The sequence below is a fragment of the Microcoleus sp. CAWBG640 genome, assembly GCF_020883015.1.
GTDB lineage: Bacteria > Cyanobacteriota > Cyanobacteriia > Cyanobacteriales > Microcoleaceae > Microcoleus > Microcoleus anatoxicus.
The window spans coordinates 29,818-53,529 of sequence record NZ_JAHRFC010000026.1 but is presented as its reverse complement, the minus strand read 5'-3'; the positions used below and the strand labels follow the sequence as shown (position 1 = coordinate 53,529).

General features: G+C 46.1%; 20 protein-coding genes. 9 read left to right on the top strand and 11 right to left on the bottom strand.

Going from position 1 to position 23,712, the window contains the following annotated elements; translation table 11 throughout:
- Window positions 1-133: 133 nt before the first annotated feature.
- Window positions 134-1,216: a class I fructose-bisphosphate aldolase gene (locus AAFP11_RS15195; RefSeq protein ID WP_341737821.1), complete on the top strand. Its 1,083-nt coding sequence runs from the start codon at window positions 134-136 to the stop codon at window positions 1,214-1,216.
- A gap of 545 nt (window positions 1,217-1,761) precedes the next feature.
- Here AAFP11_RS15195 and AAFP11_RS15190 read toward each other — a convergent pair.
- Window positions 1,762-2,088, bottom strand: coding sequence for an antibiotic biosynthesis monooxygenase (locus AAFP11_RS15190; protein WP_340521906.1), 327 nt, complete (start codon window positions 2,086-2,088; stop codon window positions 1,762-1,764).
- A gap of 365 nt (window positions 2,089-2,453) precedes the next feature.
- On the opposite strand from AAFP11_RS15190, the gene AAFP11_RS15185 reads away from it, so the two are divergent.
- Window positions 2,454-2,747, top strand: coding sequence for a DUF2103 domain-containing protein (locus AAFP11_RS15185; protein ID WP_341730606.1), 294 nt, complete (start codon window positions 2,454-2,456; stop codon window positions 2,745-2,747).
- On the opposite strand, the gene AAFP11_RS15180 is transcribed toward AAFP11_RS15185, so the two are convergent.
- The 7 genes from AAFP11_RS15180 to AAFP11_RS15150 all read right to left on the bottom strand — a co-directional run bounded on the left by AAFP11_RS15180 (window position 2,736) and on the right by AAFP11_RS15150 (window position 8,009).
- Window positions 2,736-3,359 (bottom strand): HEAT repeat domain-containing protein, encoded by a 624-nt coding sequence (locus AAFP11_RS15180; protein ID WP_341737820.1) that lies wholly within the window; start codon window positions 3,357-3,359, stop codon window positions 2,736-2,738. The genes AAFP11_RS15185 and AAFP11_RS15180 overlap by 12 nt on opposite strands.
- A gap of 3 nt (window positions 3,360-3,362) precedes the next feature.
- Window positions 3,363-4,196: a HEAT repeat domain-containing protein gene (locus AAFP11_RS15175; protein ID WP_341737819.1), complete on the bottom strand. Its 834-nt coding sequence runs from the start codon at window positions 4,194-4,196 to the stop codon at window positions 3,363-3,365.
- Window positions 4,197-4,406: 210 nt separating this feature from the next.
- Window positions 4,407-5,276, bottom strand: coding sequence for a phycobilisome linker polypeptide (locus AAFP11_RS15170; protein WP_341737818.1), 870 nt, complete (start codon window positions 5,274-5,276; stop codon window positions 4,407-4,409).
- 385 nt (window positions 5,277-5,661) lie between these two features.
- Entirely contained in the window at window positions 5,662-6,150 is a 489-nt protein-coding gene (cpcA, locus tag AAFP11_RS15165) for a phycocyanin subunit alpha (RefSeq protein ID WP_340521912.1), read from the bottom strand.
- A 106-nt stretch (window positions 6,151-6,256) separates the two neighbouring features.
- Window positions 6,257-6,775, bottom strand: a complete 519-nt coding sequence (locus AAFP11_RS15160; RefSeq protein WP_341737817.1) for a phycocyanin subunit beta — start codon at window positions 6,773-6,775, stop codon at window positions 6,257-6,259.
- A gap of 578 nt (window positions 6,776-7,353) precedes the next feature.
- Window positions 7,354-7,536 carry a hypothetical protein gene (locus AAFP11_RS15155; RefSeq protein ID WP_341737816.1) on the bottom strand — a complete coding sequence of 61 codons (183 nt, stop codon included), beginning with the start codon at window positions 7,534-7,536 and terminating at the stop codon, window positions 7,354-7,356.
- 311 nt (window positions 7,537-7,847) lie between these two features.
- Window positions 7,848-8,009, bottom strand: coding sequence for a hypothetical protein (locus AAFP11_RS15150; RefSeq protein ID WP_341737845.1), 162 nt, complete (start codon window positions 8,007-8,009; stop codon window positions 7,848-7,850).
- A gap of 637 nt (window positions 8,010-8,646) precedes the next feature.
- On the opposite strand from AAFP11_RS15150, the gene AAFP11_RS15145 reads away from it, so the two are divergent.
- The 5 genes from AAFP11_RS15145 to AAFP11_RS15125 all read left to right on the top strand — a co-directional run bounded on the left by AAFP11_RS15145 (window position 8,647) and on the right by AAFP11_RS15125 (window position 18,491).
- Entirely contained in the window at window positions 8,647-11,469 is a 2,823-nt protein-coding gene (locus AAFP11_RS15145; protein ID WP_341737815.1) for a cation-transporting P-type ATPase, read from the top strand.
- 92 nt (window positions 11,470-11,561) lie between these two features.
- Complete coding sequence (locus AAFP11_RS15140) at window positions 11,562-12,821, top strand: DNA replication/repair protein RecF (protein WP_341737814.1); 1,260 nt, start codon at window positions 11,562-11,564, stop codon at window positions 12,819-12,821.
- 147 nt (window positions 12,822-12,968) lie between these two features.
- Window positions 12,969-13,367, top strand: coding sequence for a photosystem II protein Psb27 (psb27, locus tag AAFP11_RS15135; protein WP_341737813.1), 399 nt, complete (start codon window positions 12,969-12,971; stop codon window positions 13,365-13,367).
- A 125-nt stretch (window positions 13,368-13,492) separates the two neighbouring features.
- Window positions 13,493-16,039 carry a DHH family phosphoesterase gene (locus tag AAFP11_RS15130; RefSeq protein WP_341737812.1) on the top strand — a complete coding sequence of 849 codons (2,547 nt, stop codon included), beginning with the start codon at window positions 13,493-13,495 and terminating at the stop codon, window positions 16,037-16,039.
- Between the two features lie 199 nt (window positions 16,040-16,238).
- Window positions 16,239-18,491 (top strand): serine/threonine phosphatase, encoded by a 2,253-nt coding sequence (locus AAFP11_RS15125; protein ID WP_341737811.1) that lies wholly within the window; start codon window positions 16,239-16,241, stop codon window positions 18,489-18,491.
- Here the strand turns inward: AAFP11_RS15125 and AAFP11_RS15120 are convergent.
- Window positions 18,488-19,183 carry a PEP-CTERM sorting domain-containing protein gene (locus tag AAFP11_RS15120; protein ID WP_341737810.1) on the bottom strand — a complete coding sequence of 232 codons (696 nt, stop codon included), beginning with the start codon at window positions 19,181-19,183 and terminating at the stop codon, window positions 18,488-18,490. The two genes, AAFP11_RS15125 and AAFP11_RS15120, sit on opposite strands and share 4 nt — an antisense overlap.
- Window positions 19,184-19,674: 491 nt before the next feature.
- On the opposite strand from AAFP11_RS15120, the gene AAFP11_RS15115 reads away from it, so the two are divergent.
- Entirely contained in the window at window positions 19,675-20,916 is a 1,242-nt protein-coding gene (locus tag AAFP11_RS15115; protein WP_341737809.1) for an FHA domain-containing serine/threonine-protein kinase, read from the top strand.
- A gap of 138 nt (window positions 20,917-21,054) precedes the next feature.
- On the opposite strand, the gene AAFP11_RS15110 is transcribed toward AAFP11_RS15115, so the two are convergent.
- Window positions 21,055-21,273 (bottom strand): DUF4327 family protein, encoded by a 219-nt coding sequence (locus AAFP11_RS15110; RefSeq protein WP_340524949.1) that lies wholly within the window; start codon window positions 21,271-21,273, stop codon window positions 21,055-21,057.
- Window positions 21,274-21,629: 356 nt separating this feature from the next.
- Window positions 21,630-22,199 carry a hypothetical protein gene (locus AAFP11_RS15105; RefSeq protein WP_341737808.1) on the bottom strand — a complete coding sequence of 190 codons (570 nt, stop codon included), beginning with the start codon at window positions 22,197-22,199 and terminating at the stop codon, window positions 21,630-21,632.
- Window positions 22,200-22,312: 113 nt separating this feature from the next.
- On the opposite strand from AAFP11_RS15105, the gene AAFP11_RS15100 reads away from it, so the two are divergent.
- Window positions 22,313-23,494 (top strand): RNA-guided endonuclease TnpB family protein, encoded by a 1,182-nt coding sequence (locus AAFP11_RS15100; RefSeq protein WP_340550524.1) that lies wholly within the window; start codon window positions 22,313-22,315, stop codon window positions 23,492-23,494.
- Window positions 23,495-23,712: the final 218 nt, after the last annotated feature.

Here is a 23,712-nt window from a genome sequence, read left to right as displayed (position 1 = left end):
CTCTTGTCTCTAATCTGATTAAAAACTTTCCTGATATTCCCCCGGATGGCAACTAGGATTTTTTTGCTACAATACCAGCAAGGCTAATGACTACAATCATCAGCCTACCATTGAAATTGAAGGGGAAATCTGTATGACAGCTACACTATCAGTTTCCAATTCCATCGAGTCTTGGCTCGGCGATGAAGCAGAAGACTTGCTGGGCTATCAAGCGAAAGTTTCTAAAGATTTATTGCACCTACCCGGCCCGGATTGGGTCGATCGCATTTTCGCTCAAACCGATCGATCGCCTCAAGTCCTCCGCTCTCTTCAGCAACTATATTCTAGCGGACGCTTGGCAAATACCGGCTATTTATCTATCCTGCCCGTAGACCAAGGAATCGAACACTCAGCCGGCGCTTCTTTCGCACCAAATCCCATCTATTTTGACAGCGAAAATATCATTAAATTAGCAATTTCTGCCGGATGCAATGCTGTCGCCACTACCCTAGGAGTTTTGGGAAGTGTATCTCGTAAATACGCGCACAAAATCCCTTTCATTGTCAAGCTAAATCACAACGAATTGCTAACTTATCCCAATCAATACGACCAAATAATGTTTGCGAGCGTCGAACAAGCTTGGAATTTGGGAGCCGTTGCAGTGGGAGCCACAATCTATTTTGGGTCGCCCGAATCGACCAGACAAATCCAAGAAGTCAGTCAAGCTTTTGCTCATGCTCACGAATACGGAATGGCGACAATTCTGTGGTGTTATCTCCGCAACGACATCTTTAAACAAGACAAAGATTATCACCTTGCAGCGGATTTGACTGGCCAAGCAAATCACTTGGGTGTGACAATTCAAGCTGACATTATTAAGCAGAAATTACCAGAGTGCAACCACGGTTACGAAGCTGTTGCTAAAGCTAGCGGTAACAGTTACGGCAAAACCGACAAGCGGGTTTATTCGGATTTGACGACGGATCACCCGATCGATCTCACTCGCTATCAAGTCCTCAACTGTTATGCGGGAAGGATGGGTTTAATTAATTCCGGCGGTGCTTCAGGAAAAACCGATTTTGCAGAAGCCATTCGCACGGCAGTAATTAACAAACGCGCTGGGGGTTGCGGTTTAATTTCTGGACGTAAAACCTTTCAGAGACCTTTTGAAGAAGGGGTCAAATTATTTAACGCCATTCAAGACGTTTACCTGTCTCCTAAAATTTCTATAGCCTAAAATCTTGCCATAGAATATCCCCATTCCAGACTTCTTGAGGCTAGTAAGTAAGTCCACCTAATTAAATGCAAGATCCAAATCGCTCAAAAACTGACTGGTTTGCTATTCTTCACATCGATCTTCCCCCCTTGGGGGGGGCAGGGGGGGGTGGCCTCTTCCTTCTTCCTTCTACTTATCAATTAAAAGTAAGGTTCGTCAAATCCCCAACACCTAAATTGTTCAAAACACTTACATGACGCACCCTACAATTGGGTGCATCTGTGTTTTGTAAATATATTCGTAGGGGCGAAGCATGACCGCAGACAATTTATTAGTTATAACCAGAGATTTACGGAGGTCATGCTTCGCCTATGCAAAATCGGGATGCTCCCCTACAATTCGATATTATATTGTTTCCGGTTGCATCGGAATGATTTAACCACAGAGAACGCAGAGAACACAGAGGGAGATAAGAGAGATGAATACAGGACGATGCTACCGGATTTGATATTACCCATTACCATATTCTCAGTCCAGTAGCAATTCAACATACCCAACAGCCAAGTCTATTCACTTTTTGGCTTAATTTCACTAACAATTTCATAAACATCACTGTCTGGTATTTTCACAAACAAAGGCGTCATTTTATTTAAGATTTCCTGATAAGCTTCGCTATGGTTAGCAGCCATTTCATCTACGCTTTCCCAAAAAACGATCGCAATACCTTTGTCTGTATTAGGTAATTGCAGCAAGTATGCGCCCTTGAAACCTGTGACGTAAGTTGCAACCGCTTTTTCAAAAAGTTCTTCTGCTGCTTTAAATTTGCCTGGTTTAAATTCCCCAACCGCAACGTAGGCAAACTGATGTCTGAGAAAGTCTAGAAATTCTGACATAGGTCTTTGCTCAAAAAATTTGTCTCGACTAAATTTTATCAGAGTCGATCGCCTAATTTTGTGAACTTGACATTTTGTAAAATTGTTTCCAATTTAAATATCGATCGCCCTAGCACTCAGAAATGATTGTTGACGATTGACTGTGAATAGGTTGATGACTGCTTTTTCTGAGCTACAATTGAGCCTTGCCAAGATTTCATTTATTTTTATGACAGGCTCAAAAATGGGAACAGGAAGGCAAAAGCAGTCAAAACAATGGTTTGAGCAATTAATCACGTCTTAATTGATGGGTAAGTTCAGGGAATTGACAATTCCTCACCGTCGGGGGTGGCTTAGACTGGGTATGTTGAATTGGTAAAAAAGCTATGAACCCACAATCTAAAGGCCGCTTAGTTTGGAATCACTCTACCCATCTTGACGGATTGATACCAATTTTAGAGCGACTGACTCAAAAAATTGGCATTCAAACCATTACTCCAGGCGTCATTAACAAAGTTAAAGGTCACATCCCCCACATGACACTAAGAGTGTCAGTACCCATTCGCGGGGGATTTAAAATTATTGCCAGACAGGGCAAAACTGTACAAGAAGTCTTTATATTAACCACTCTCCCTCAACGGGATTTGGAAGAGACGATCGCCCAAACCCTAGCCCGGTAACAATTGTTGTTGAGCAAGCATGGCCCGTGCCCTAACTGAAGAAGTTTCATCACCAGAGGCTATTTCCTCAAGTCTACTCAAAACTTGCGACAGCCAATCCGGTTGAACAGCAGCACTAGCCAAAGCTTGCAAACCACCTACTGCTGCGTAGCGCACCACCCATTCGGGGTCTTGGGAGGCTTGCAGCAGCGTTTGGGATGCGTTTTTTTGAGCTTCGGGAATTTGTGCTGCGGGCATCAGTTCCCAACAAATGGTTCCCAAACCCCTAGCCGCCGCCCGTCGCACGCTCAAAGCAAAGTCATTCGCCGCTGCATCGAGCAAAATATTTAAACCTCTGGGGTCTCCAATGCCCGCCAAGGCTCTCACCGCCCAAGCCCTGGCTCCGTAATTGTAGCCGTCCAACTGTTCTAGGAGGGGAAGTACGGCAGGTTCTCCGAGTTGAATCAGCCCGTCCACGGCGGCAACGGCTGCCCCTGGGTTGTTGTAGCCGAGCACTGTAATTAGGGTGGGAATTGCTTCTTTTGAGCCAGCGGCGGCCAGTGCTTTGACTGAGTTTAACAAGCCCTCGGCAGAATCTGCTTGTTCTACAGCTTGAATTAGTTGATTAGTCATAAGTTATAAAAGGCTATCCATTAAGTTCATCACATGGATAGCTTCATCGGACAAAGAGAGTGATGCTTGTTGTTGGAGATGATGCTCCAAAACTCCTTTTAGGGCAATCAATTTCATGCTATTTTCGGCTAAAGTTTCAGAAATCGCTTGAGCTCCGGGCAAATAGCCGATCGCCCCTAAGTCCATTAAAGCCGATCGTCTCAACTGCAAATTATCCCCATTCAAAGCAGTCACCAACCGTTCTCCGTAAACTGATTCCCCAGTTAACTGATACATCGCCCGCGCTGCCGCGTACTGTACCCGCTCGACAGAATGTTCTAAAAAAGGTTGAATTGCTGGTAGCGCTTCCTCAGCTTGCAGGGTTCCCAAAGCTTCAATTACTGAGTCATAGGGTTGCACTAAGTGGGATTTTCCCGGCACGCGCACGGCCGCCGCCACTCCCCCATCTAATAGTTTCATCAGTGCCCCGATCGCATCCCGATCGCCCAGCATTTCTAGAGCTTGAGCCGCCGCTTCCCGCACGTAATAATCCTCACATTCCAAGCACTGAATTAGTGCCGGCAATGCTTGTTTGTCACCCAATTTTCCCAGAGCTCGCGCTGCATTTCGCAACAGAGAATAATCGCCTATTTTTGTTTGTTCCGATTCTTCTTGCAAAGCAGCAATTAGAGCTGCAATCACTGCGGGTTCTTTAACTCGAAATCTGCCCACCCACCATGCGGCGTAATAGCGGAGGCTGTAATCTTGGGAGCGGAGATTGGCGATCGCCTGTTCTAATGTTAAAGACTCGCCGCTAGCTACATCCGCTGGCGGTGAGTCTGATTCATAATAATCCATAATTTTTGATTAATTTTATTCATAATTTTAGGCACATATTGGGCGAATAGAATTCGCTTCTACACAGACAAAACCCGCCTGCGCGGGTTAGTTGCATTCTTAGTCTCGCGTGGCGCGGACGAAAGTTGGTGATTGTGGCGCTGATTGTGCGATCGGGCATTGTTATTGGTTATGGTAACTTAACAATAACCAATAACTAATGACTAATGACTAAATTGGAGTAATGCTGGCGATTTTCCCGCCCAAACGCTGAAATTTCTGCATTTGCGAGGACAAATCATCAACAGGTACGATAAACGCCTTGCTGCTGCGACGCACGTTAGGATATCCGCCCGTGCGAATGCCTGAAACTTCCACCCGGAAAAGTCGTCCTTCTTTGCCGTAAGCTGCCGCGCCGCCGAAACCGCTGCTGGGAGTTACGTTTTGTGCCGAAGGGCGATAAGCCCAACCTTCGCTGCCACCGGAGGGGCCAACTACTGCTGTAGCACTGTTGCTACCAACTTCAACGGCTAGGCGAGAGTTATTGCCTTCTAGTTGAGCTGTATCGCTATTTGCGTAGCCCCGATACAAGCGGAACATCCGGGTAAAACCAACGGTTTTTTGTCCGCGCTGATTATCAAAACCACGGTAGTAAGGGACGATACTTTCGCCAAAGCTTTCTTGATATTCTACGGAATCGATGTAGGAATCAATATCAGCATCGTATCCTTTGTTTTCGTACAAATCTAAGTGATAAACTACTTCAGATTCGTCGTAAATAGCGCGACCGAGCAGGTGTTTGTAGTTTAGTTCGATCGTCCGAGTTTGGAAGCTGCTGTAGAAAAACTTGGTTTTGTACAGTTCTGATTTAGCTACTGTGCGCACAAATTCTCGTACTGTTAAACTGCCGTCTTGCAGCAAAGATTCAGCACTTTTCAAGCGCTCGGATTTCATCAAATAATCGTTACCTAACAACTGGCGGTAAGTAGCGCGAATTACCATTTCTACGTCATCTTTTGTGTAATTCGGACGCAATTCTACCTTCGGCGCATCGCTCAATGCTGATGTCCCCAGTCTGGACGCTGCTGTTGTAATAGCCACCAGAATTTCTCCTAAATGTATGAATGTGAATTGAAAGCTTTGTGGTACTTGAGTGTTTTGCTACTTAGGCAAAAAGTGTTATTTTTTAGTAAGTTGATTTTATAAAATCCACCAAACCATCTTTAATTGTCTGGTTTCTGTAATCATCCATTCAACTTACTTTAATGCGACTTTTTCCAACCCAATATTTGAGCGCGAGAACTACCCGAAACAGCGTTATGCAGCACTCAATCGAGACATTTTTAGTTCTCCCTTTTTGCTTTAAAAACTGAAAACTTTTTAAAATTGTTTGGAAAACTTGCCCTCCAATGGAGATGCCCGGAATTGTAAACAACCGCTAACACTCTAGCTAACAGCAGCTTACATTTCCGGGCATCACGCAAATCTAGCTCAGGGCGTTGATTGCGTAGTCTAGGTAGGAGGTAGCTTCAGTAGCAGCATCGCCACTCAAACCGTGGTTGGCTTTGATGTACTTGAGAGCTTCAACGTACCAGCTAGGGGACAATTCAAAAGTCCGGTTGATTTCGTCGATACCTGCAATCAGGTACTCATCCATTGGGCCTGTGCCGCCTGCAACCAAGCAGTAGGTGACCATACGCAGGTAGTAGCCGATGTCGCGAGCGCACTTTGCTTTACCTGTTGCGGTAGAAGCATAGTTAGGGCCTTGCATTTGTTGGGTGTACGGGAATTTGTTGTACACTGCTTGGGCTGCACCGTCGATCAAGCGCTGAGAGTTAGCTGTCAGAGCTTTTGCTGCTTCTAAGCCAGCAGCAGCTTGGCGGAAGCGGCCGAAGGCGACTTGAAGTTCGGTGCTGCTGAGGAAACGGCCTTGAGAATCGGCTGCTGTTACTGCTTCGGTCAACGGGGTTTTCATTGTCTTGTTTTCTCCCTAATAATGTTGTGTTGTTTTGGCACAGAATATTTGTAAAAATGCGATGGATCGCTTTTTTTACATTCAATTAATCGTCGCTGAGCTATTTTTAGCCGACTGCACTAGCTGCACGGTCGAAGTAGCCACCGATTTCGGACATCAGCGAGCTGCAATCGCCACGAGTGATACCGTTAGGATCGTTGGCGATCGCGATCGCTGCTTCCTTCATTTTTTGGACGCCTGCTGCTACTGAAGCACCAGGAGTGCCCAAGGCCAGGTAGGTTTCCCGCAAGCCGTTCAAGCAACGGTCATCAAGAACGCTGGCATCACCTGCGAAAGTTGCATAGGTGACATAGCGCAAGATGATTTCCATGTCGCGCAAGCAAGCTGCCATGCGACGGCTGGTGTAAGCGTTGCCGCCTGGGGCGATCAATTGAGGTTGCTCAGCAAACAAAGAGCGAGCTGCATTGGCAACGATGGTGGAAGCGTTGCTGGTGATGCGGTTAACTGCATCAATGCGCTTGTTGCTCTCTGCAACCATGCTGCTGAGGGCATCTAGTTGACCTGCTGCCAAGAATTCGCCACGAGCGTCAGCTTGGGAAACTACTTTTGTAAATGCGTCTAACATGAAACAACTCTCCTATTTGAGTTAATTGAGTTTGGTTGCGGTATAAAACCGTTAAGTTAAATTTGTTCAGGCCGATCGCCTGTAAGGGTTGAGGGTTGACACCAGCTAATTAGCTGAGCGGCTCGATCTCTCCCTTTCCGCTACCTGTACCATTGTTACATTGCAACGGACGTTTAAGAAACCTTAGAATATTTTACATCTTTTATGAGATGCGACAAACCTTGTTAAACAGTGTTTTTGTTAACTTTAGCCTGCCCCTTCAACCCTCTCCTACTCTTTATACAATGCTGACGAGTGTTTGTTTATTACAAATTATTACAGGAATTTATCTGTTAGCAGAGGGTGAGACTGGGAGGCTAATGTTGTAATGGTTATAGCCTTGCGATCGCCTCCGATGCCCAGAATTTTCTGGTATGTTTTGCCAAATCCCCAAGGCCTTCGGAGGAACCCACCTTCCTGATGTCTGGGGTTTAGCCCTATTGTTAAAAAAAGTTAAGATAATTAAATCTTTGCGAAAAGAAGGTTGGGGAAGCAAAAAAAAAGCGAAACATTCAACCCGATCGCATTAGCGAAGCGATCTAATGGTTGCTATAGCCCGGATGCAGTTTTTCACCGCCCTTAAGCGCCAAGGAGATCCGGTCTTCCCCCGACAGTGCACCAAACACCCGCGCTTCTCGGCCGCGATTGTAAGCAGCAGTCAGGACTCCCCGTTGGCTATGGAAGCCACTAGAGGGATACCAAATTTGGGTTTGAGCTTTCACGATTAAGAAATTTAGTATTGATTGCTACATTTTTCACCAAATATCCGAGAGAGCCAGCCGGCCAAGGCATAAAGAAAATGGCGACGAGTAATCGTATGTCCAGAACGGCTGACTCAATGACGTTTTCGTAACATAAAATTCTGCTTCAGACTTGATATCGATCCGCGTCCTGATGAACGCTTAATATTGAAATACTCACCGTCTATCAGGAGCGGTGATTCTTGACGCTTCATCGGGTTCTGCTACCGGAGTAGTCTGACAATCCCTCTGCGCCCGTTTAGAGTCGTGGCGATTCCCCATCCCGACTTTCTCTATATTTCTATTCGAGTTACATTTCTTCTTTTGGAGTCTTTTGGTTGACGAGCTAATTTGCGTTGTAGCTTACGAACTTTTCGGTCTAACTTTTTATAGCTAGGGCTTTCGGCTTTTTCACCGTTGCTCATTACTGCAAAAGTTTTAATTCCCAAATCAATCCCGATACTTGGACTTTTGGCTTCGGATTGAATTGGTTCAACCTCTACAACAAAACTCAGAAAATAGCGGTTTGCACAGTCCTTGATTACCGTAACAGAGCTAGGTTCAGACGGAAGACTTCACGGGCGATATTGGATTAACAATTCCAATCTTGGCTAAATAGACACCACCGTCCTCTTTCATGGAAAAACCGCGAAGAGTAAATCTGGCAGATTGATTGTTAGTCCTCTTCTTGAACTTGGGATACCCAGCTTTACGTCCTTTTCGCTTGCCTTTACAGGAGTCGAAAAAGTTCTTACCCAGTTTTTTGGTGACAAAATATCATTAATTAATCACGCTAAGCTGTTCGTCATTTAAATTGCATCGTTACCAACTTGTAACCCAGCCTTGAATCCCTCTCCTCATCTCCCTATCCCCCATCTTGGAATAGAGTCTGTTGGCCCACGGAAATTCCTGATTTTTGGTAAGTTTGGTAAGGTGGATTAGTGCAATCAGCGGTAGCTATACAGACAGAGCCAGAGAGAGGTTTCTAGCTTCCTCCTTCCTCTTAACTCTTCCCAATGCCCGATCGCCCCCTCCACTGGCTGTAGCTGTCGCGCCACAGCCACCTTTATGCCCCATGCTCGATGGTAATTTATGTCTTCAAATCCTCCGTCTTCTTGGCACACCGTAGCAATCGACACAACCCTGAAACAGCTCAGTAGCAACAAAGACACTGGCTTAAGGGCTCAACAGGTATCAGAACGACTACAGCAATACGGCCACAACGAACTAGAAGAAACAGCAGGCCGCAGCCCTTGGTCGATTTTCGTCGATCAATTCACCAACATCATGTTGTTGATGCTGATGGGTGTAGCCATAATTTCCGGTTTCTTGGATATCAAATCCAACAATTTTCCCAAAGATGCGATCGCCATTTTTGCGATCGTCATCCTCAACGGGATTCTCGGCTATCTCCAAGAAAGTAGAGCCGAAAAAGCCCTTGCAGCCCTCAAAAACCTTTCATCCCCCCTCGTCAGAGTAGTGCGAGACGGCACAACTTCAGAAATAGCAGCCACAGAAGTCGTCCCCGGAGACATCATGCTCCTCGAAGCCGGGGTGAAAATAGCCGCAGATGCGCGATTGATCGAAGCATCCAACCTGCAAGTCAGAGAATCTGCTTTAACCGGAGAAGCCTTAGCAGTCACCAAAGAAGCGGATCTGGAACTTGCAGAAAATGCTTCCTTGGGCGATCGCCTGAACTTGATTTTTCAGGGCACAGAAGTTGTACAAGGACGCGCCAAGGCGATCGTCACCAACACCGGAATGCAAACTGAACTAGGCAAAATCGCCACCATGCTTGCCTCCGTAGAAACCGAACCAACTCCCCTGCAACGACGCATGAGCCAGTTGGCGAATGTTCTAGTCTCCGGTGCGATGATTTTAGTCCTGATCGTCGTCATCGGCGGCATGATTACCTTCCAAAATGGCAGCCTTGGGTTCGATACCAGGAAATTTGAAGAACTCTTAGAAGTATCTCTGAGTATGGCTGTAGCCGTTGTCCCCGAAGGACTCGCAGCAGTTGTCACAGTCACTTTAGCCCTGGGAACCAAGCGGATGGTGAAGCGGCAGGCCCTGATTCGCAAACTACCAGCCGTAGAAACCTTGGGTTCAGTGACTACTATTTGTTCCGACAAAACCGGTACCCTGACCCAAAATAAAATGGTAGTTCAGCGAGTACACACAGGCAATTCTGATGTCGGCATCGACGGATCGGGTTATAACCCGATCGGCATTTTTACCGATCGCCAAAAATCGGCCCAAATTGATAACTTAGAAGCATATCCAGAACTCGAAGCCTTATTAATAGCCTGTGCAGTTTGCAACGACGCATTTTTGCAGCACCAACAGCAAGAATGGACAATTTTGGGAGATCCCACCGAGGGAGCCCTGCTATCTTTTGCGGCCAAAGCAGGCATATATAAGGATATACAGTCTCAATTACTGCCACGGACGGCAGAATTTCCGTTTTCTTCCGAACGCAAGCGGATGAGCGTAATTTGCCAACTACCGGGGCGATCGCACAATTGCGGATTTCCCAAACCCGAAGGAGAAGAACCCAATTATTTAATGTTGACCAAAGGTTCTCCAGAGTTGACTTTGGAGCGCTGTCAGGGCATGATTGTGGGCGATCGAATTCAACCCATAACACAGTCCATGCGCGATCGCATCCTTGCCGAAAACAACGATATGGCAAGTAGCGGTTTGCGAGTGCTCGGCTTTGCTTACAAACTATGGGAAAACTTACCACCATCAGGTTCCGAAGAAACCAGCGAACAAAACATGATTTGGTTGGGGTTGGTGAGTATGCTGGATGCACCACGCCCGGAAGTACGAGAAGCTGTAGTGAAATGTCGAGATGCAGGGATTCGCGTAGTGATGATTACCGGCGATCACCAACTGACTGCTCATGCGATCGCCCAGGATTTGGGTATTGCCACTGTAGGCGATCGAGTCCTCACCGGTCAAGAATTGGAAAAACTCAGCCAAGAAGAACTCAAACAGCAAGTAGAGCAAGTTAGCGTTTACGCCCGCGTCTCCCCAGAGCACAAATTACGAATAGTCCAAGCCTTGCAAAGTTGGGGGAAATTTGTCGCCATGACAGGTGACGGCGTTAACGATGCACCTGCTTTGAAACAAGCCGATATCGGCATCGCCATGGGCATTACCGGCACCGATGTCAGCAAAGAAGCTAGTGATATGGTGCTGCTAGATGACAACTTTGCCACCATTGTCGCCGCCGCTGAAGAAGGACGAGTAGTTTATACTAATATTCGCCGTTTTATTAAGTACATTTTGGGCAGTAATATTGGCGAAGTTTTGACCATCGCCGCCGCCCCTTTAATGGGTTTGGGAGGAGTACCGCTGACCCCCCTACAAATTTTGTGGATGAACTTAGTTACTGACGGAGTTCCGGCGTTAGCTTTAGCGGTAGAACCAGCCGAACCGAATGTGATGAATAAGCCTCCTTTTAGTCCGCGAGAAAGTATTTTTGCGCGGGGTTTGGGTTCTTACATGATTCGGATCGGGATTATTTTTGCAATTTTGACCATAACCATGATGTCCTGGGCTTACGGATACACTCATGCCGCCAATTATCAGGGCGATCGAGAAGCTTGGAAAACGATGGTATTCACCACTCTCTGTCTAGCACAAATGGGTCACGCGATCGCCTGTCGTTCCCACACTCAGCTAACTATTGAGTTAAATCCCTTCACCAACATTTTTGTGTGGGGCGCTGTGATAGTTACAACTTTTATGCAAATGCTACTAATTTACATTCCGCCACTCAGAACATTTTTTGGAACTCACTATTTGAGCTTATTTGAACTAATGATTTGCTTCGGATTCAGCGCCCTAATGTTTGTCTGGATTGAAATGGAAAAACTATTTATCCGCTTCTACAAACCCAGCAAATAATCAAAAGTAGATTAATCCCTCTCCTCTCTTCCTTCGCGTCCTTCGCGCCTTCGCGGTTAAATCATTCCGATACAACCGGAATTGATATTATCATGTATCTCAAAAATATCCACCTTAGACAATTTCGCAATTACCTAGACCAAAAAGTAGTATTTGATGCTCCAAAAACTATTTTAGTCGGCAATAACGCTCAGGGAAAATCGAATTTATTAGAAGCAGTAGAATTGCTTTCGACATTAAAAAGTCACAGGGCGACGCGCGATCGCGATTTAATCCTCGACTCCAAACCCATGGGGCAAATAGATGCCAGCCTAGAGCGTCAAACCGGCTCGATAGAATTAGCATTAACTATGCGCTCTCAGGCGCGCCGTGTATGCAAAATCAACAGTGAACCTCTGCGCCGTCATTTGGATTTTTTGAGCGTCTTAAATGTCGTGCAATTTTCTTGTTTAGATTTGGACTTAGTGCGCGGTGCCCCGGAAATAAGGCGACATTGGATCGATCGCCTGGTAATCCAATTAGAACCAATTTACGCTCATATTTTGCAGCAATATAACCAAATTTTGCGCCAACGCAACGCTCTATTAAAAAGCTCTAAGGAAATTAGAAAAATCGATGTTTCCGAAACTATTGACAAAATGCAATTTATGGGAAACGAAACTCCCTTCTCACCAAATAGAGAACAATTCCCAATTTTTTCCCCCCTTGGGGGGGGTGAGGGGGGGGTTGCCCAATCCCCCATTCCCAATACAGAATTAGCTTTGTGGGATGCACAATTAGCGACGGCGGGTGCTCGTGTGATCCGTAGGCGCGATCGCATTTTAGAGCGATTGATACCTTTAGCTCGCAATTGGCACTCTTCCATTAGCGGTTCTACAGAAGTTTTGGATATGAAATATGCTGCTAATATTGAAGTAGGGCAAGAATTCATCGCTAAAGACAATCTAGAAGGAGTGCGGCAAGCATTTTTAGATAAAATTCAACAAAGGGCGATCGCCGAAAAATTTCAAGGTACTACTTTAGTCGGTCCCCACCGTGATGATATTACATTTACCATTAACAATACACCTGCTCGTCAATACGGCTCTCAAGGTCAGCAACGAACTCTGGTATTAGCCTTAAAATTAGCCGAATTGCAGCTTATTGAAGAAGTCGTTGGCGAACCACCTTTGCTGTTGCTAGACGACGTACTTGCAGAACTCGATCTCAACCGCCAAAATCAACTTTTAGAAACCATTCAAGAACGATTTCAAACTTTAATTACTACCACCCATTTAGGCGCTTTTGACTCTCAATGGCTGCAACAAACTCAAATTCTGACCGTTGTTGCAGGACAAATCAATCAATTTTAGATAAGGGATTTTGATTGGGAGATTGACAAAATATATCTTTCATGCTATGGAGATATTTTTGGGTAAATTGACATGGGTATCCTGATTCGAGATAGGATAAAGGTTAATATTCGATCGCGAATTTGGCTGCCATTTCTTTCAACCCTTATGAAGCATTACATTTCCCGTCTGTTAGCCCTAGTCTTAGTTGTTGTCCTAGGCATCAGTGGCTGTACCAATGTTCCAGCCACTCTCAGCGGAGACTACCGCCAAGACACATTAGACTTAGTAACCAGCTTGAGAACCTCGCTGACTTTACCAGAGGGTACGCCGGAAAAAGCAGCAGCTCAAGCAGATTCTCGCACAAAAATCAATGACTTTGCTGCTGCTTACCGTCGCGATCCCGCTCTTACCAAGCTTTCATCTTTCACAACAATGCGAACAGCTTTAAACTCTTTGGCCGGACATTACAGTTCCTATCCAAATCGTCCCGTTCCTGAAAAGTTGAAAAAGCGTCTTGAAGCAGAATTTCAGCAGGTAGAAATGGCTCTCAAAAGAGGCTCTTAATTCTTGTATTTTGAGACTTGAACGAGAAAGTTATGATGACTTTCTCTCGAAACCCGGTTATTTTCAACAACCGGGTTTCTGATATTGATACTTTGATTGGCAATCAATTCTGTTAAAATTATCCTATGACAGAACCCCATCAAAACTGGCAAACTCAACCCTCAACTCAAGTCCCAGCTTGGCTAATCCAAGCTGTCAACAAACACGCACCGGAACTCCCCGGAAACTATGCCGCAGCACTCCTGTGGTATCGAGGCCTTAAAAACCCAGAACAAATACCCGGATTCTTAAATCCCCAACTTTACCAGCCCGCAAGTCCCTGGGAATTCGGGCAAGAAATGAACTGGGCAATAGACAGAATCCATCAAGCAAAAAACCAGGGTGAAAAAGTCGCAATTTGGGGAGACTTCGATGCCGACGGTATCACTTCAACCTCCGTACTGTGGGATGGACTGGGCAAAATATTTTCCCAAAATGACCAACTAATTTATTATATTCCCAATCGTTTAACAGAATCTCACGGTCTCAATATTCCAGGCATAAACACCTTAAAAACATCGGGCGTTAGCCTAATTATTACCTGCGATACCGGCAGTACAAATATCGCCGAAATCAAATATGCCACAAGTCTAGGCATAGATATAATCATTACAGATCATCATACCCTCCCGGACGATCGCCCTGACGCAGTAGCCATTATCAATCCCCGATACCTCCCCTCAAATCATCAACTTTTTCACCTATCCGGTGTCGCCGTCGCCTACAAATTAATCGAAGCACTATATCAAACATTGCCCGATATTCCCCAGCTTGCTTTAACAGAGTTATTAGAATTAGTAGCCATCGGATTAATCGCCGATTTAGTCCAACTCACAGGAGACAGTCGCTACCTAGCTCAACTGGGCATACAACAACTACAAAAACAACTCAAACATCCCACTCGTCCGGGGGTGGCTAAATTACTACAATTGTGCAACAAAAATGGCGATCGCCCCACAGACATTTCCTTCGGACTAGGCCCCCGCATCAACGCCGTTAGCCGCATCCAAGGCGACGCCAGTTTCTGCGTAGAACTCCTCACCAGCCGCGACAAAAAACGCTGCGAAGAACTAGCACTCTTAACCGAAATAGCCAACTCCAGGCGCAAATCTTTACAAACATCTGTAGCCAAAGATGCAGCCCAAAAATTAGCCAAACTCGACCTGTCCACTACCAGCGTCATCGTCCTCTCTGACCCCCAATGGGCCCTAGGAGTATTAGGATTGGTAGCCGGACAAATCGCCCAAGAATACGGCCGCCCCGTAATTTTATTCAGCACCGAAACCACACCAGAAATCAACGAAACTCTGCCAGAAACACAATCGATCCAGTCTTTAGACTCAGAAATACCCACAGTCCCCCAATCCCAAATTGCCAGAGGTTCTGCCCGTTCCACCAATCAAATCGACCTTTATCAATTAGTCAAAGACCAAGCACATTTATTAGATAGATTTGGCGGTCATCCCTTCGCCGCTGGATTGAGTCTGCCCGTGGAAAATATCCCCCTATTTACCGATGCTATAAACCAGCAACTACGGCAGAAGTACAGCACCGAAAGTTTGACACCATCTCCCGTTCAAGCAGACCTCACAATTACTGTTGCTGAGTTAGGAAAAAACCTATTTCAAGAATTAAAATTACTCGAACCCTGCGGTATGGGAAATCCCGCACCCAAATTACTGATTCTTAACTGCTGGTTTGACAATGTTTGGAATAAAAATATCAAAGATGGGAAAGGACAAGAAATTAAATATATCAAAACCAGATTTAAAATTTGGGATGAATCTGTCAATACAGGATTTCCCGGTATTTGGTGGGGACACTACCGAGACGAAATTCCTGAAGGTCGATGCGATGCTATAGTGGAACTAGACTTCAATACCTATGAAGAACAATACGAAGTGCGACTGATAGCATTGCGTTCTCGCCAGGAATCAAACCCCATCCAGCCGACCCATCAAATAGATTGGATATTAGACTGGCGGAGTGGAAATCCAGAGGCAGAATTATTAGCAGCCAGCCACAACTTAGCCTCTCCCCTATCCGCAGAACATCGAGTTGATTCCTCCGAAATATTCGATCGACCAAACTGCCTCATCCTCCAAAAATGCCCCACAAGTTGGGATGAAATGCGGATTTGGTTGAGAAAAGCACAGCACAATCAACAAAAACTGGCGATCGCCTACAGCTTACCCCCAGCAGTCCCCCCTGAGCAAATCTGGCAACAGCTAATCGGTATCGCCAAATATCTCAGCCGCACCCAAAAACCAGTCACCAGACAGCAACTAGGCCACAAACTCGGAATCAGCGACACATCCCTGCAATTGGGGTTCAAAACCTTAACCCATCTTGGTTTCAAAGTCAATTATCGCGATCGAGCCTTTTACATCACCAGACAAGCAGAAACGGAAAACAGAGGAAATAACATCTCCAAATCCTTATTAGCTAGCCAATCCACCCAATTTTCCACTTCTAATTCTCGACAACTAGCCCACTGGACAGCAAAATTCCTAGCAGCAGTCTCCGAAGAACAATTCCGGCGCCAATATTTCTGTCAAGTACCCCTGTCCACCATTCAATCCATCGCCAGAGAGACTTTTTTCCAAGAAGATTCCCCAGCAATTCCTTTCTAACTCAACCAAAAACCAAATTCTCAGGAACAGCATCTCTGACATCTCGATTCCCAGAAATATCTTCGTTCTCAATTCATGCCGATAAAATAGGTCATAGGACAATGGGAGTTATCCGTTGCAACTCTTGCCCAAAACTCAGAAGAACCCAAAACTCCCTCCCTCTCAAATTCGATCGCACATCTTCAAATTTTTAACCCCTATGCTCCTCTGTCCCCGCTGCCAGTTTGAAAATCCCAATCAAAACAAGTTTTGTCAACAATGCGGAAATTCCCTAACTTACAAATCTTGTCCCCAATGCGGCGTCCAAGTCGCTGTGAGCGCCAAAGAATGTCAGAATTGTGGCACCGCAACAGGTCAAGTGTGGCAAGCAATTATTTGCGGTCGATCGAATTTGCCAGCAGTCGAGACAGAGGAACAGCCACCACAACCAGACACTGTGCCCCAAAGCACCCCCATCGCCAACTCCGTTGAACCCCCAACAGACGCAACTCCAACAGAAATCATCACCCCAGCCCAAGACCCAGCATTAGTCCCAGCAGCAGTTGAATCACCAATCGATGCTGTAGTCGGCGTGAGTGCGATCGTCCCCGAATCCTTTCAAACAGACCAAAAAAGCACTAATGCACCACTAGACAGCCAAATAACCCCATCCCAAAGCAATTTGGACACCACTACAGACCCTGAACCCCACCAGGAATCCACAGAAAATCGCGATCGCCCAACCATAGCCAATACTCCCCCCCAAGCTTCCGAACTCCCCACTTCCAACCCCCAAAACTTAATCGCTTCCCAGCCAGCAGGAGCCTATCTCGACAACCAGCAGCGCTACCAACTCTTAGAAACCCTACCACCAAGAAAACCCTCAGACACAGTAACCGTAACAGTATTAGACTGTCAGCCACTGCAAATGTCACCCCTCAAAGCCCTCCTAGCAGCCAATTCTGCCACCGTCGCCAAACGAGCATCCCCCTACAGAGGAGCCCTAGAAGCCAGAGCCAACTTCACCGACTCCGCCCTAGAAAACCTGTGCCAAGGCATAGCCGAACCTTATCTAGCTCTCCGATGGCAATTCTCCCAAAACCTGCCAGTCATTCACGATAGCTGGCTAGAAAACCAACAAGCAGTGCTGCTGTTAGAAGACTGCTCCCAGTGGCCACCCCTGATAGAACGCTGGAGTCAACCCGAAACCTCCACTCAACAAATTCTGTACTGGCTCCACGAAATGACAGAACTGTGGGCAGCCCTAGAACCCTGGCGCTGTCGCCAAAGTTTGTTGGAACTGACAAATTTGCGAGTCAACCCCGACTCTTCCTTTGCATTAGCATCTTTGCGGGTGCAACGTCTCTATCCCGAAGCCCCCGACTCCAACCTGCAACTGCTAGATTTGGGGCAATTGTGGCAGACCATATTTAACCAGTCCGATCGCACCCAGTTTGGCGCCTTGCTCGAACTCCTGCAAGAAATGTACAGGGGCGAAATTCATACCATAGACGAATTGCGATCGCGCCTAGAGACCGTCCCCCTAGAACTCCAACCCGCACCAGCAAAAACTTCCACCCCAACACGCTTCCAATTTGGCCAACCCCACGAACCCAGTCCCGACCCAGGGGAAGTCCTAACCCAGCCCATGCCAGTGCAGATTTACAGCTTGGAAGACGCAGGTATCACCGATGTCGGACTCCAGCGCGCCCACAACGAAGACTTCTTCAGCATCTGGACTCAAATCAACAAGCTCGAAACATCCTTCGGTAGAACCTTCCAAAGCAAAGGACTGTACATTCTCTGTGACGGCATGGGCGGACACGACAGCGGCGAAGTCGCCAGTCAACTAGCCGCGGAAACCCTCAGAGAATTCTTTCAAACCAGTTGGGAGAATCAACTCCCTTCCGCAGAAACTATCCGCAAGGGCATTTTATTAGCCAACAAAGCCATCTTTGAAATCAACCAAAAGGAAAGTCGTTCCGGCAGTGGTCGCATGGGTACAACTCTAGTCACAGTCTTAGTTCAAGACACCCAAGTTGCCTTTGCCCATGTAGGCGACAGCCGCCTCTACCAACTCCGAAAAGGACAAACCCTAGAAAAACTCACCTCAGACCATGAAGTAGGCCAGCGGGAAATTAAGCGCGGGGTTGACCCAGAAACAGCATATTCTCGCCCCGATGCCTATCAACTGACTCAAGCCATCGGCCCACGAGACAGTAATTTTCTCAAACCTGATGTCCAGTTTTTAGAATTGTCTGAAGATACTTTATTGATTTTGGCTTCTGACGGTCTGACAGACAATAATGTTTTGGAAACCTACTGGCAAAACTGTCTCGAACCACTCTTGCACCCACAAGCTAATTTGGAGCAAGGAGTGGCAAAGTTAATAGAACTAGGCAACAAACACAATGGTCATGACAATATCACAGCCATTGTGATTCGCGCCCTAGTCGGGCCATCCCGATTTTAGACTTTGGAGGCTGCCCACTTTTTCTTGGCCGCTCCCAAGCCAGCGGCCGCCAGACCTAAACCTGCAACAGTCGCAGGTTCGGGAACAGCCTCCGAATTTTCATGGCAGGGCTGGATTTCCTCTACTATCAAATATCCAGTGTTGACAGATTTTCCATTGGATTGTCCCCCACCCGATTGCATCCAACTAATCTTTCCTCCCCCTGTACCGAAACCTTCGCCAAATATCCCCAAAGCTGGCAGAATGCGATAATTACCAAAAGCCCATTGACTTGCTAATTGAGGGATAACTCCACTGCCTATGACCTTAGCATCAAACACAAACCGTGTTTTCACCGTATCGAAGGGGGCCCACAGCAAAGGAGTAAGTAGTTCACCCCTGTCTCCTGAACTCGCTTTAGACAAATCCCAGGATTTCCCCCATACCGTTGCCGAAAAGCTTGTCAGGGCGAACCATTGATTGCTGGCTTTTATTTCTAGGGGCGGCAATGAGAAGCTAGCCAAAATAGTGTCTTGATAAGGAGTCGAGCCATCATAGCTGAAAGACCCTTCACCTACTAAAGAATTACTCGAATCAAAAAAACTTAAACTAAAATTAAGTGAGGCGGCCTGTGCTGAGTTGACCCCAGTCAAGGCAAATCCCAGAACAGTACCTGTCACAGCAACAGCAAATTTACGTAAAATATTAGTCATTGTTCACCTAATTTTTGTATTGTCAAGTATTGGATCGAGGAGTTTTGTTTTTGAACTTCCTCTGCTAAAGTAGGTCAATTAAAAATACCAAATACCCCAATTGCCGACTTCTTTAAGCGATCGACAATCCCCGATCGGCATCTGTGACCTTTAATCCGGCGCACTTACCGCTCCGTAATTTTACACATGAATACCCACCAGAAACATCTCCAATAATCATGTTTATCAAATCTTTAATAAAAATTACGCTATTATGAAGATTTAATCAAACTTATGGCTACAACTCCTAGGAAAATCAGCGCATCTGTTGTTAGTTGTTTCTGATTCAAAACCAAAAATTCCCCCTTGAATCTTACAAAAGTTAATTATGTTTAATTTTTAGTTGTTATTAATCCTTAAAATTTCCTTACTTGATGCCCCATACTCTCAACCTGTAAATTATCTTTTGCCCGCCACTGCCAAACAACGGATCTCAACCACATCAATTGAAAATGCTGCTGACCCTTTTAGATCCAGAACAAAATACCCCTCTGCAACAGTGGAGTTTTGAAAGCGAATCCATTGTTCGCATCGGCCGTTCTCCTGAAAATCACGTTGTGATCCCCAATGCTCTAGTCTCCCGGCAGCACCTGGAATTGCAAAGAATTAAAAGTGGTGCATCCAGTCAGTGGTATTTAGTCAATTCTGGGACTAATGGGACTTTTGTTAACGGTATGCTTTTATCTCAGGGATGGATATCCGACGGTGCTTTAATCCAGTTGGCGCGGGGCGGCCCACTGCTACATTTCCAAGTCACCACCATTGCCTGTGGTGGCAAAATCGAAACCATGCCTCCCATCGCTCGTCCCTCTCCCCTATGCACCCACGCGGGAAACCCCCCTGGTAATTTATTCTGCATCCACTGTGGCGAACCGATTAAAGTCGAGCGCACGGTGCGAAACTATCAAGTGCTGCGAACTTTGGGTCAAGGCGGTATGGGCACAACCACCTTAGCCTGGGATCGAGACAAAGCAAAAGCTCAACAACCAGGAAGTTCCCCCGCAGCTTCTCTGGTAGTTCTCAAGGAAATGAATGCTGACATGGCTCAAATCGCCAAAGCTCAAGAACTTTTTGAACGGGAAGCTAAAACCCTCAAATCTCTCCATCATCCCGGAATTCCTCAGTTTTTTGACTTTTTTGTCGAAGGGGGCAAAAAATACTTGGTGATGGAAATGCTCCACGGCGAGGATTTAGAAAAACGCATCTATAACCGCGGCCCTGTTACTCCGCAGCAGGCTATAGAGTGGATGATTCAAAGCTGTGAAGTTTTGGAATACATTCACTCTCAAAAACCTCCCATCGTCCACCGGGATATTAAACCTGCTAATTTGCTAGTCCGACATCGAGACAATGGCATTTCAGTCCTCGATTTTGGCGCTGTTAAAGAAATTGGCACTCCTCCGGGTACTCGCATCGGCGTTGAAGGTTACACAGCGCCTGAACAAGACCGGGGACAGCCTCTTCCTCAGTCGGATTTATATGCTATTGGCCCTACTTTGATTTTTTTGCTCACCGCCAACGGCCCGCAAAAGTATTACGGCAAGATAGCTGGAGGTTATGGTTTTAAGCTCGAAAATATTCCCACTATTACCCCAAAATTGCGAGAAATTATCTTAAAAACCACCGCGTCTAAACCTGGGGACAGGTTTCAAACTGCTCAACAATTAGGTCAAGCTTTAGCAGCTTGCCTTTGAGGGCAGGCAGAAGTTAGAACCTGTATTTTTTGTTCATGATTTCTTTAATTTGACATACTCACCGCTACTTAGTATCAGCTTTGAGGATGTTTGGAAACCCCCTATTTCTAAACACCCAATTCTTCCTTTTCCTCCCTGCTATTCTTCGTCCCAAGCTTCTACAGCTAACAACTCGCTCACGGGGTCTTGCATGGAAAATTCAAACTCTGTGAGTTGCTGCTTCCAGTAGGGCCATTCGTCCCCGTATAGCAGAGCAATCTTCCAAATGCTGTCTGTCGGTTTGATGATGTCAGACGTGACGAGAGATTGCACCTGACGCTGGAACTTAACCATCGGCTGTATAACCTGCTGGTTCATAATACCTCTTGAATTGTTTAAATCTTGTTTGTAATTACAACTTCCCGGCTCTCACTTTTTGTCGCAGTTTCGCCAAGAACAGTTTCACCAAGATACGTGTAGATTTTTTTCGGGAAGCTACATCTTCAACTTATATCTTAACATCGTTGGTTTTGACAAGGGGCTATAAGCAAGACTTAATAGTCAAGACTGACTCTAAAGAATTGATCATCTTTAAGTGCCACCGCTATCTGCTGTTGATTAGCGACTGGTTGTGGGTGGTCTTGACTATTTCTAGCTTTTTCTAGGTGCGATGACTGCCGGAGTCCAGTTTTTGACAAGATTTGGCAACTTCCTGCAACTACAGCTAGATGCTGCTACAGCGAAATGTCTTCTCCCCGCGATGTGAACTGCACTTGTTTCACGTTCCACATTGGGTTAGCGATGAGAGTTTGGCGCAAACTGCCGAAGATAGCTAGCTGTTCGCAGGTTGACATGGAAGTCAAAGTACGTTTGGAGTCGGGGGAGACTCGCAAATCTATTATAGCCTTGCCAGTGTTTCGATCGACACTTACCCGATAAGCAAAGTTCAAGTCACCGCCATATTGTCTTTCCAGAATCTTAGACACTGCTGCTAACAGCGAGTTTTCAGCAGGGAGGGAAATTTCCTGGGCAATCAGTGTTTTGCACTCAGAGTCTGGTTCGTAGACTGTAACTGTGACTATCTTTGCTGTCTCTGATAGCTGCATCCCTGGACTCGCTCCCAGGAGCGAAGGTGTTTGGCTGGCTGCTGCTGACTCGACTTTGAGCGAGGCTGCTATAGGTACACTGTTATCGTGTAATGTGCGAGACTGGATGCGGTTAGGGGGCAGCATACTACAGCTATACAAACCCATTATAACTGTACTGGCGGCAAAGGTTGTCAAAATTTGTTGGATACTGTTCATCAAAAAAATGGGTCTGAAACCCCGTCCTTTTAGGACGGCTTTACATGAATTTTTGTTAATATCTACCATTTCACACAAGACGTGCTAGTATGTGAAGCGTACTTAAGGTCAGCATGACACTAAAAGCCTTCAGCTATCGATTCTACCCAACGCCGGAACAAGAAGGTTTGTTGCGACGTACTTTGGGTTGTGTTCGTTTGGTCTACAACCGTGCTTTAGCCACAAGAACGGAAGCTTGGTACGCAGAACAGAAACGGGTAGGCTATGCTGAGACTTCTTCAATGTTAACTGAATGGAAGAAAACCGAAGAACTAGATTTTCTGAACAAAGTTAGCTGTGTGCCATTACAGCAATGCTTGAGACATTTACAAACGGCTTATACCAACTTTTTTGATGGGCGGGCAAAATATCCTAACTTCAAAAAGAAACGCAATGGTGGTAGTGCAGAATTTACCAAGTCAGCATTTAAGTTCAGAGATGGACAAGTCTACCTAGCAAAAAGCACACAAGCTTTACCAATTCGCTGGAGCCGGACACTACCTGATGGTGCCATACCATCAACCTTAAGCGTGAAGCTTGCACCATCAGGTAGGTGGTCGGTTTCTCTGCTGGTAGATGTTGAAATTGAAACACTACCCAAAACAGATAATCAAGTCGGCATCGACCTGGGAGTTACAAGCTTGCTCACTCTAAGCACTGGCGAAAAGATTGCCAATCCCAAAGGATTCAAGGCAAAGTATCGCAAGCTTAGAAGAGCGCAGAAAGCCTTAAGTCGCAAGCAAAAAGGGTCAAACAACCGTCACAAAGCACGGCTTAAAGTAGCGAAAGTGCATCAAGAAATTACTGATGCAAGGAAAGATCATCTTCACAAGTTAACAACACGGTTGGTGCGTGAAAACCAAACCATCGCCGTAGAAGACTTAGCTGTGAAGAATCTGGTTAAAAACCGGAAACTTGCTCTAGCTATAAGTGATGCAAGTTGGGGGGAATTAGTCAGACAACTAGATTACAAGTGCGATGGGTACGGTCGTACTTTAATTAAGATTGACCGATGGTTTCCGAGTTCAAAACGGTGTGGCAATTGCGGACATATCGTTGACAAGATGCCGTTGAATATCCGGGAATGGTATTGTCCTAATTGCGGGACGCACCATGACCGAGACATCAACGCGGCAAAGAATATTTTGGCGGCAGGGCTTGCCGTGGCAGTCTGTGGAGCGACTGTAAGACCCGAACAGAGTAAATCTGTTAAGGCTGGTGCGAAATCCCCTCTGAGGACGGAAGCAGAAACCTAAGTCGTGAGTCTTAGGAATCCCCGTGCGTTTACGCCGGGGTGGATGTCAAGATTATCACTAAATCTCGATCGAACATTCTGGGCGGCAGTACACAAATCCGCATTCAGGAGTCTTTTAAGAAAGTGGCGGGGGAACTCCGTCACTCAAAACAGCCTTTGCAAAAAAGGAAAAAGAAGCCTGCGGTCTAACTGTACTCAGTTGACCGTCAGGTTTGTTCA